This is a genomic window from Aedoeadaptatus acetigenes (assembly GCF_025566985.1).
GTDB lineage: Bacteria > Bacillota > Clostridia > Tissierellales > Peptoniphilaceae > Aedoeadaptatus > Aedoeadaptatus acetigenes.
This window is the reverse complement of sequence record NZ_JAOQJD010000011.1, coordinates 1-9,862: the sequence shown is the minus strand read 5'-3', so window position 1 is coordinate 9,862 and position 9,862 is coordinate 1. Positions and strand designations below refer to the sequence as shown.

General features: G+C 52.4%; 8 protein-coding genes and 1 tRNA gene. 2 read left to right on the top strand and 7 right to left on the bottom strand.

The features are described from left to right. The coding region (locus OCV31_RS06990) for a transposase (RefSeq protein ID WP_148473893.1) at positions 1 to 856 on the top strand (856 nt) is incomplete at its 5' end. A gap of 82 nt (positions 857 to 938) precedes the next feature. Here the strand turns inward: OCV31_RS06990 and OCV31_RS06985 are convergent. The 6 genes from OCV31_RS06985 to OCV31_RS06960 all read right to left on the bottom strand — a co-directional run bounded on the left by OCV31_RS06985 (position 939) and on the right by OCV31_RS06960 (position 8,032). Further along, positions 939 to 1,014 (bottom strand) — tRNA-Thr (locus OCV31_RS06985). Positions 1,015 to 1,090: 76 nt separating this feature from the next. After that, the gene (locus OCV31_RS06980) at positions 1,091 to 2,734 is read right to left on the bottom strand and encodes a potassium/proton antiporter (RefSeq protein ID WP_267303859.1); all 1,644 of its coding nucleotides are present in this window, start codon (positions 2,732 to 2,734) and stop codon (positions 1,091 to 1,093) included. Further along, positions 2,731 to 3,204 carry a methylated-DNA--[protein]-cysteine S-methyltransferase gene (locus tag OCV31_RS06975; protein ID WP_148473779.1) on the bottom strand — a complete coding sequence of 158 codons (474 nt, stop codon included), beginning with the start codon at positions 3,202 to 3,204 and terminating at the stop codon, positions 2,731 to 2,733. Before OCV31_RS06975 ends, OCV31_RS06980 begins: the two co-directional genes overlap by 4 nt. Positions 3,205 to 3,321: 117 nt before the next feature. Next, positions 3,322 to 5,466 carry a polyphosphate kinase 1 gene (ppk1, locus tag OCV31_RS06970; protein ID WP_148473777.1) on the bottom strand — a complete coding sequence of 715 codons (2,145 nt, stop codon included), beginning with the start codon at positions 5,464 to 5,466 and terminating at the stop codon, positions 3,322 to 3,324. 2 nt (positions 5,467 to 5,468) lie between these two features. Next, the gene (locus OCV31_RS06965) at positions 5,469 to 6,374 is read right to left on the bottom strand and encodes a Ppx/GppA phosphatase family protein (RefSeq protein WP_148473775.1); all 906 of its coding nucleotides are present in this window, start codon (positions 6,372 to 6,374) and stop codon (positions 5,469 to 5,471) included. A 47-nt stretch (positions 6,375 to 6,421) separates the two neighbouring features. Next, positions 6,422 to 8,032 (bottom strand): ABC-F family ATP-binding cassette domain-containing protein, encoded by a 1,611-nt coding sequence (locus tag OCV31_RS06960; RefSeq protein ID WP_148473891.1) that lies wholly within the window; start codon positions 8,030 to 8,032, stop codon positions 6,422 to 6,424. A 171-nt stretch (positions 8,033 to 8,203) separates the two neighbouring features. Here OCV31_RS06960 and OCV31_RS06955 point away from each other — a divergent pair, with 171 nt between their 5' ends. Further along, on the top strand, positions 8,204 to 9,649 hold the full coding sequence (locus OCV31_RS06955) for a nicotinate phosphoribosyltransferase (protein WP_148473773.1): 1,446 nt from the start codon (positions 8,204 to 8,206) through the stop codon (positions 9,647 to 9,649). A 23-nt stretch (positions 9,650 to 9,672) separates the two neighbouring features. On the opposite strand, the gene OCV31_RS06950 is transcribed toward OCV31_RS06955, so the two are convergent. Continuing rightward, on the bottom strand, positions 9,673 to 9,862 hold a 190-nt coding region (locus OCV31_RS06950; RefSeq protein WP_267303858.1), incomplete at its 5' end, for a hypothetical protein.

Here is a 9,862-nt window from a genome sequence, read left to right as displayed (position 1 = left end):
CGATACCACCACCATCACCCAATCCACCACCGATCCCGAAAGCGGCCTCTTTCACAAAGGCGAGCACAAAGAAGTCTTTGCCTACACCATCCAAACCGCCTGCGACGCACACGGTTGGATCCTCGCCTGTCAAAGCTTTCCCGGCAACCGCCACGACAGCAGCACCTTCTTCGACTTCCTCCCCAAACTCCAAGCTTTAAAACCGGAAAAACTCGTCATGGACGCCGGCTACAAAACCCCGGCCATCGCCAAAACCCTCCTTGAAAAAGACATCCTGCCCGTCTTCCCCTACACCCGGCCCAAACACAAACCGGCCCTCGACGACCCCTACTACAAACGCGACTTCGTCTACGACGCCTACTACGACTGTTACCTCTGCCCGGAAGAAAACATCCTCCCCTACAGCACCACGACACGTGAAGGATACCGCGAATACAAAAGCAATCCAAAAATCTGCAAAAACTGTCCTACCCTTCACCGTTGCACCGCCAGCAAAAACCATCAAAAAACCGTTACTCGCCACCTCTGGCAAGACGCCCTGGACGTCGCGGAAGACTACCGCTACACCACCCAAGGAAAAGCAGAATACAAACAACGCAAAGAAACCATCGAACGGCAATTCGGCAGCGCCAAAGAATACCATGGCCTTCGCTACACCAACCAGCGTGGACGAAAGAAAATGGACCTGAAAGCGGTGCTGACCTTTGCATGCATGAACATGAAAAAACTGGCACTAATGATGGATCGAAGAGATCGGGACGGAGGAGGCGACGGCCCTTCTTTTGCTGATTTATGGAGAAAATACATAAAAAAGAGACAAACCCCGAGTTTTGTTCGGAGTTTGTCTGCAGTCTGAACTGCGGTCAAGGACGCCGCAGTTTTTTGTTGCCCGAAAAAGGGCATAAAAAAAGACCGCCTATTGGCGACCTTCTTTTTAATGGAGCTATCGACGGGACTTGAACCTGCGACCTCTACATTACCAATGTAGTGCTCTACCGGCTGAGCTACGATAGCACCTCAATACCTATATAATTATAGGCGAGGTTTCGTTTTCTGTCAAGGGCTATTTTACATTCTTTTTAATTTGCCTTTACTTCTCCTCTTTTTCCGAAGGCTTCACCTTTTCTTCATCCTCTTCTTCATCGTAAAACTCGTCTTCGTTGTCCGTAAAGATCACCGTGTCCCCGGCACAGAGAATGGTTTCGCCGGAGGGGACGAGAATGTTTTGATCCCGTTGTACGATGAGAATCAGCGACCTGGGCTTAAAGTGGATGTCCATAATGCGTTTGCCTCGCCAGGGGTGATTCTTACGAATGGTAAATTCTTCCAAATTGCCGCCGACCTCGTCGAAGTGGCTCTTTCCCCCGATGACCACCACGTCGCCCTTTTCCAAAACCGTGTCGCCGCGAGGGACGATGGTTTTTCCGTCTCGCACAAGTTTCGCCACGATAAAGTCGAAGGTCAGGTTTAAATCTTTCACCGGCGTGCCCACCAAGTCCTCGTTGTAGACATGGGTTTCCAAAAAGCCCACGTCGCTTCGGTCTTGGTAGTAGTTGAAGGTCTTGAGCACGGTATCGTTGGGATCCAGCATATCCATTTTCTTCACGACCCAAGGCAGGAGGGAGCCCTGAATCAAGCTGGAGGCGATGCACACGGCAAAGACGATGTGAAAGAGGTCCCCTACCAGGGGCGCGCCGCTGTTAATGACCATAATGGCAAAGGCGATGGCCGCCGCACCGCGGAGTCCGGCCCAGCAGAGCACGGCTTTTTGCTTCACCGTGGATTCAAAAAAGGCCATGATGCCGAAGACGGCCGCGGGACGGGCCACAAAGATCATAAACAGGGTGACGGCAATGCCCATGGGCAGCCAGTGGACGAGGACCGACAGATCGGATAAAAAGCCGATGAGGAAGAAGAGGCTGATCTGCATAATTTCCGTGAGCCCGTCGAAGAAAAAGACCACTTCCCGCTTGCCCATGTACTCTTGATTGCCCACGATGATGCCGAAAAGGTACACGGCCAAATAGCCGTTGCCGTCGAGGACGCCGGTGAGGGAATAGGTGCCCAAAGCCATGGCGAAGATGTAGATGGTAAAGAGCCCTTCTTTTCTGAAGTTCACGTGCTCCGTAATGAAGAAAAACACCCGCGTCATGACAAAGCCGATCACGAGGGCGAATCCGATTTGCTTTGCCACCAAGACGGGAATGGAAAGATCCGATCCCAAGAGAATGCTCAAAAAGATCATGGTCATGGTGTAGGCCGTCGGGTCATTGGAGCCGCTTTCCAGTTCCAAAAGGGGCGCCGAGCGGTACTTCAGGTTCAGATTTTTGCTCTGCAACACGGAGGAGACGGAGGCGTAGTCCGTGGAGCCCACGACGGAGCCGAAAAGCATGGATTCGATCATGGGAAATTTCAGCACGTAGTGGACGAAGAGGCCCGTCACCGCCGCCGTAATGACGACGCCGAGAGAACTCAAGATGACGGCGGGTTTTAAGACGGGCATGCCCATTTCGAGTTTCGTGCCGTAGCCCCCGTAAAACATAATGATAAACAGGGCGAAGGAGGCGTACTGCTCCATAAAGTCGTAATTTTCGAAATTCAGTCCCGCCCGGCTCGCGCCGATCCCTAAGAGGAAAAACAATAGGAGGGCGGGGATGCCGAATTTATGGGAAAAGCGAATGGCCATAAGGGCCAAAATAAACACGACGGAGACAAATAGCAACAACTGATTCACGACACACCTCTTTCAAACGCCAGCAAGGCGCGCTTCTTCTCGTCGCCGCCGGCGTAGTGGCCGACGGAGCCGTCTTTGTATACGACGCGGTGACAGGGGACGGCGATGATGTGGGGATTTTTCGAGAGGGCTACCCCCACGGCCCGGGCCGCCCCGGGGGAGCCCACGGCCCGGGCGATCTCTCCGTAGCAGCGCCTCTCGCCGAAGGGAATTTTCTTCGTTTCGGCGTAGACTTTTTTCGCAAAGGCAGAGGACGCTTCTTTAAGGGGCAAGTCGAAGGTTTTCCGCTTTCCGGAAAAATACGCCCGAAGGGCCTGCGTCGCTTCTTCGCACAAATCGTTTGGATTCGACGGCCCCGCTTCCGAGGCAAATGTGAGGGAGAGAATCAGTCGGTCTGTGGCTTCGATTTTGATCACGCCCAAAGGCGTGTCGATATAAGCAACATAAATCGTCTCGTTTTTCGTTTTCATTTCTCTCCCCCTTTCCGTCCCATTATATCAAAGATCTTCCGAAAGGTCGGCGATGAAGAAATCCCTTTTGTTCCACAAAAAAATCGACAGGTTTCCCCGTCGATTCACTTCATTCTTTTAGCCGAAGAGCTTTTTCTTCAGTCGGGCGAAAAATCCCGGCGCCTTTTTCTCTTCGCTTTTTATAACGACGCTGTCCTTCTCCTTCGGCCCTGCACCCTTTCCAAAGCGATCGGCTTCTTCGATTAAGTAATTTTGCGCAATAAAGTTTTCCTTGTTTTCCACGTGGGCGTAGCGCTTCGAGGGCAAGAGCTCCCGCCGCTTCACATCGTCTTTAAACATAATGTCCATAAAGTCCAGAATCCGCTTTTTAATGTCCGGATCCAGGATGGGCGCCGCCACTTCCACGCGCTTTCTCAGATTCCGCGTCATGAAATCCGCCGAGGAAATATACACCTCGGCCGCCTCGCCGCGACCGAATTGATAGATGCGGTGGTGTTCCAAAAAGCGTCCCACCAGGGAGTAGACGGAGAGATTTTCCGTGCGCTCGGGAATTTTCGGCACGATGCAGCTGATTCCCCGAACCATCATCTCCACGGTGACCCCGGCGTTGGAGGCTTCGGAGATCTTGTCGATCATTTGCCTGTCGGAGATGGAATTCATCTTCAGGCGCACATAGCCTTCGCCTCCGGCCTTTACCTTTTCGATTTCCCTGTCCATGGCCGCTTCCACCCCTTCGGGCAAGGTCTTCGGGCTCACCCACAAGTGGTCGTAGGTGCCGTTTAATTCTCCGATGAGGAAATTGTCGAAGAGGCGATTCACGTCCCGGCCGATGCCCTGATGGGCGGTCATAAGGGCAAAGTCCGTGTAGAGCTTCGCCGTCTTTTCGTTGTAATTGCCCGTGGCGATTTGCGCCATGTAGACGGGCTTGTTGTCCACGACGCGGGTAATTAACAGAACTTTCGAATGGCATTTAAATTTGTTGAAGCCGTAAATCACGCGGCAGCCGGCCTTTTCCAAATTCGACGACCAGAGAATGTTGTTTTCTTCGTCGAATCGGGCGCGAAGTTCCATTAAAACCAAGACGTCTTTTCCGTTTTCCGCCGCTTCCATGAGCTTTTCCGCCACCAGGGAATTTTTTGCGATGCGGTACAAGGTGATTTTGATGGACACCACCGTGGGATCCTTGGCCGCCTCATCCAAAAGGCGAATGATGGGGTCCATGGACTCGTAGGGATAGGACAGAAGAATGTCTTTCGCTTCGATTTGCGCCATCATGGGCTTTTTCTCGTCCACGTAGCGGCTGTTTTTCGGCTCGAAAGGCTCATCCACGCTCTCCGGCCCCATTAAAGGTGCAAGCACGTCCACCAGGCCGAAGAGGTAGCCCAGGCGCACCGGGCTCGTCGTGACGAAGACGCGGCTCTCGTCTAAAGAGAGCTTGTCTAAAAGTATATCCAGCACCCCTTGCGTCGGCATGCGATTCAGCTCCAGGCGCACGGGCATGAGGCGCTTTCTCTTTTTCAGCATCTTCTTCATGTGGGAGCGATAGTCTTCGGCAAATTCGTAGTCCTCGTCGTCCCAGTCGATGTCGGCGTTTCGCGTCACGCTCATAATGTAGCTTTCTTCGATGGCGTAGGACTCGAAGAGCATGGCGCCGTATTTTTCGATGACCTTCTCCAGGAGAATGCATTTGTTCTTGTCCAGGCGAATGATTCGATTTAAATTGGGCGGCACCTGAATCACCCCGATGGAGCGCACGTCGTCGCTTTTTTTCCTGAGGTGGTAGACGATGACGATGCCCAGATTGGGAATGTGCGGGAAGGGGTGGGTCAGGTCCACGATTTGGTAATTTAAGTAAGGGCTGATGGTGTTTTCGAAGTAGGGCAAGAGGATTTTTTCCTCGTGCTCCGTCATTTCTTCACTTTCGATGGCGTAGAAGCCCTTGGCGCGGCATTGGTCCCTTAACTCCTCGTAGACGTAATCCTTTTTTTGGTACAAAATCCGCACCTGCTCCATGATGGCGGCGAGTTGCTCGTCCTGATCCATGTCGGATTTATTGTCGATGACCCGCTTGTGGAGCATGGAAAGGTCTGTGAGAGAGCCTACCCGCACCATAAAAAATTCGTCTAAATTTGAATCGAAGATGGACAGAAATTTCATCCGCTCCAGAAGGGGCACCTGCCCGTCCTGTGCTTCGTCCAATACCCGCTCGTTAAAGCGCAACCAGGATAATTCGCGATTTTGAGTGAAAGAAATGTCGTGCATTATTAGCCTCCTATGATTCGGCTGATAACGTACCCCTCCCGGATCCCCGTCTGGGCGACGGCGATTTTTTCCACGTGAAAATACTTGGCGATTCGGTAAAGAATCGAAAGACCGGGCAGCAATGTATGGATACGGTCTGCTTTTACTTTTAATATGATTTCCATTTTTTCTTTCTCTTCAATGTCCAGCAAATGCTTCATCAGGGTCTTCAAATCGTCGGTGTTCATCTCGTCGTTGTCCGGATGCTCGTCGAAAAGGGTGTTGTACATTTTAAGCGTCGCCCGGGCACTGCCGCCGACGGCGCAGAGGATGGGATATTTTCCCCGTTCGATGGCCTGGGCGTTTAAGAGAAATTTCAGCCGCTCGTCCATGGCTTTGCGCTCGTCGTTGGTTAAAAACAAGCCGTCCACGTAGTCGCGAAACACGGATAAGGACCCGATGTCCAGGGAGGCCGAATCCACCACCCGCCCCTCCCGAAAGAGGACGATTTCCGTGGAACCGCCGCCGATGTCTGCGAGGACGCCGTCTTCGTGGCCCGAAATCGTCCCTTCGGCGCCGACGAAAGCCAGGTGGGCTTCCTCCTCGCCGCTTAGTATTTCGATGTCCATGCCCAGGGCCTTTTTCACCCGACGAAGCACCTCGTCGGAATTGTTGATGTTTCGTATGGACGCCGTGGCGATGGCGTGGGTGTAGTGAATGTCCCCCAGCTGATCCAAGATAAAGGCGAAGTGGCCCAAAGTCTCGATGAGCGCGCGAATCCCCTCTTCCGTGAGGCATCCGTCTTTTCGGTAGCCGGCCAGGCCCACCGTTTGCTTTTCATTGAATAGATTTTGCGCCACGCCGTCTTCCACGCGGAAGACCGACAGGCGCACGGTATTTGAACCGATGTCGATGACGCCGTGCATCATGCACCCCCTTTTCATTGTAACGGTGAATTGTTTTGTCTTTGTAAAATTTAATTTAAGCCTGTGTTCGAATCGGCGATGTAGCGGGCGATGTAATCTTCGTAATCCATCTTGACGTCTCTGAAGCTTGCATCTTCCTTGATCTCGATGATGCGATTGGCGATGGAGGAGATAAATTGATGGTCGTGGGAAGTAAAGAGCAGATTCCCCTTAAAGTCCATGAGTCCGTTGTTCACCGCTTCGATGCTCTCAAGATCCAGGTGATTGGTGGGCTGGTCGAAGATCAGCACATTGGCGGGATCGATCATCATTTTGGAAAACATCATCCGCACGCGCTCGCCCCCGGAGAGGACGTCGGCTTTTTTCAGGGCCTCGTCCCCGGAAAAGAGCATGCGGCCCAAGAGGGAGCGCATGACGATTTCCGACTGGTCTTCACTGTAATCTCTGAGCCAGTCGATCAAGTTTTTGTCCACGCCGTCGAAAAAGGCGTTGTTGTCCCTGGGGAAGTAGCGCATGGTAATGGTTTGGCCCCATTTAAATTCGCCGCTGAAATCGTCGCTGTGGCCCGTTAAAATTTCGAAGAGGCGGGTAATGGCCACTTCGTTTCCGATAAAGGCCACCTTGTCGTCCTTGTCCAGGCGGAAGGACAGGTCCTTAAAAAGCAGACTGCCGTCCAATTCCGAGGAAAGATTTTCCACGGTGAGAATTTCATTGCCCACTTCCCGAGACAAAGTAAAGCCCACGAAGGGGTAGCGGCGGGAGGATGGGCGAATTTCCGTCAAGTCGATTTTATCCAAGAGCTTCTTGCGGCTCGTGGCTTGGCGGGATTTGGATTTGTTGGCGCTGAATCGGGCGATGAAGTTTTGCAGCTCTTTAATCTTTTCTTCTTTCTTTTTGTTTTGTTCCTTAATCAGCTTCGCCGCCAATTGCCCGGATTCGTACCAGAAATCGTAGTTCCCCGTCACCATATTGATCTTGCCGAAGTCGATGTCCACCATATGGGTGCAGACATTGTTCAGGAAGTGGCGGTCGTGACTCACGATAATGACGATGCCTTCAAAATCCGCCAAAAAATCTTCCAGCCACATGACCGCCCGCACGTCCAGGCCGTTGGTGGGCTCGTCCAACAAAAGAATTTCCGGATTGCCGAAAAGAGCCTGGGCCAAGAGCACCTTCACCTTTTCCGATTCCCGAAGCTCGTACATCATCCGGTCGTGTTTTTCCAAATCGATGCCCAAGCCCTGCAAGAGGCGGGAGGCGTCGGCCTCCGCTTCATAGCCGTTCATTTCCGCAAAGCGCGCTTCCAGTTCCCCTGCGCGAATGCCGTCTTCGTCGGAAAAGTCCGGCTTCATGTAAATGGCGTCCTTCTCCTTTTGAATGGCGTAAAGCTCCTCGTTGCCCTGTATTACCGTGTCCATCACCGTGAACTCTTCATAGGCGTAGTGGTCCTGTTTTAATTTCGATAGCCGTTCGTTCTTGTCCTTGGACACGTGGCCTGTGGAGGGCTCCTTTTCGCCGGAGAGAATTTTTAAAAACGTGGATTTCCCCGCGCCGTTGGCGCCGATGACGCCGTAGCAATTGCCCCGTTGAAAGAGCAGATTGACGTCGTCGAACAATTTCTTATCGGGAAAAATTACACTTACATCTGTTACTTGTAACATCATTCACCTTCTCATTCTTCATTATAGTTGCACATATTGTACCACGAAACGGCCTCGTCTGAGGGCGGATGCGCGTCCATCTTGCAATTGAAAATGTTTGCCTGCGTCAGCCGAGGCGACTTGTGCTATAATGAGAAAAAAGGTCTAATGAAGGACAAGAAAGAGAGCACTATGAAATTTACAGATCAGAACAACTACACCCTCTTGGCGGATTTCTATGAATTCACCATGGGCAACGGTTACTTTGAAAACGGTATGCAAGACGAAATCGTGCATTTCGATATGTTTTTCCGCTCTGCACCGGACGATGCCAGCTACGTTATTTTAAGTGGCCTGGAACAACTCATCGAATACTTGGAAAACTTGAGCTTCGACGACGAAGACATCGCCTTTTTGCGCTCCAAAGGCATGTTCAGCGAGGAATTTTTAGACTACCTGGCGAATTTCGAATTTGCCTGCGACGTGCGCGCCATCCCCGAAGGCACCGTCGTCTTCCCCTCGGAGCCCTTGGTCACCGTGAGAGGCCCGGCCATTCAGGCCCAATTGGTGGAAACCATGGTCCTCTTAACCATCAACCACCAAACCTTAATCACCACCAAGGCCAATCGCATCTGTAAGGCCGCCGGCGGACGGGCCGTCACCGAATTCGGCTCCCGCCGCGCCCAAGGTTACAGCGGCGCCAATCTGGGCGCCCGCGCCGCCTACATCGGCGGATGCAACGGCAGCGCCAACACCTTGGCCGAACAGCTCTACGGCGTCCCCGCCCTGGGCACCATGGCCCACAGCTGGGTGCAAATGTTCGACGAAGAAATCGACGCCTTCAGAGCCTACGCCAAAGTCTATCCCGACAGCTGCTTCCTCTTGATCGACACCTACGACGTGCTGGATCAGGGGCTTCCCAACGCCATTCAGGTCTTTAAAGAGCTGCGCGAAGCCGGCCACGAAGGCCGCGGCATTCGCATCGACTCCGGCGACATCGCCTACTTGAGCAAGCAGTGCCGAAAAATTTTAGACGACGCAGGCTTCCCCGATGTGACCATTATGGCCTCCAACTCCCTGGACGAATACGTCATCGAAGACCTGTTGAAACAAGGCGCCCAAGTGGATTCCTTCGGCGTCGGCGAGCGACTGATTACATCCAAGAGCCACCCCGTCTTCGGCGGCGTGTACAAACTCGTGGCCACGGAAGCTGACGGCGTCATCAAGCCCACCATTAAAATTTCCGAAAACGTGACGAAAATCACCACCCCCGGCGTCAAAGACATCTACCGCTTCTACGACAAAGATCAGGGCAAAGCCATCGCCGACGTCTTGACCGTAAAAGGCGAGGAAATCCCCGACGACGGCTACGAAATCTTCCACCCCCTCTTTACCTGGAAGCGCAAGACACTGAAAAACTACGAAGTGCGCTCCCTTTTAGAAGACATTTACATCGGCGGCAAACTCGTTTACGAAAGCCCGAGCCTGGAAGCCATTCGCGAAAAAGTACAGCGCGAGCTCAACAGTCTCTGGGACGAAGTCAAACGACTCAACACCCCGCAGGAATACATCGTGGACTTAAGCCCCGAACTTTGGAAGATGAAAGACGAACTTTTAAAGAAGCACAACTCCAATTAAAAAGAAGGCACCGATGTGCCTTCTCAGACTGCAGACAAACTCCGAATAAATCTCGGGGTTTGTCTCTTTTTTATGTTGTCAATCCATTTTCTCCATAAATCAGCAAAAGAAGGGCCGCAGTTTCCCCTCTCCCGATCTCTTCGATCCATCATTAGTGCCAGTTTTTTCATGTTCATGCATGCAAAGGTCAGCACCGCTTTCAGGTCCATTTTC

What these genes read in the sequence shown, in the direction of transcription:
- OCV31_RS06975 (WP_148473779.1), bottom strand. Translation starts at nt 3,204, where the DNA reads ATGAAAACGAAAAACGAGACGATTTATGTTGCTTATATCGACACGCCT.
- ppk1 (WP_148473777.1), bottom strand. Translation starts at nt 5,466, where the DNA reads ATGCACGACATTTCTTTCACTCAAAATCGCGAATTATCCTGGTTGCGC.
- OCV31_RS06965 (WP_148473775.1), bottom strand. Translation starts at nt 6,374, where the DNA reads ATGATGCACGGCGTCATCGACATCGGTTCAAATACCGTGCGCCTGTCG.
- OCV31_RS06960 (WP_148473891.1), bottom strand. Translation starts at nt 8,032, where the DNA reads ATGTTACAAGTAACAGATGTAAGTGTAATTTTTCCCGATAAGAAATTG.
- OCV31_RS06955 (WP_148473773.1), top strand. Translation starts at nt 8,204, where the DNA reads ATGAAATTTACAGATCAGAACAACTACACCCTCTTGGCGGATTTCTAT.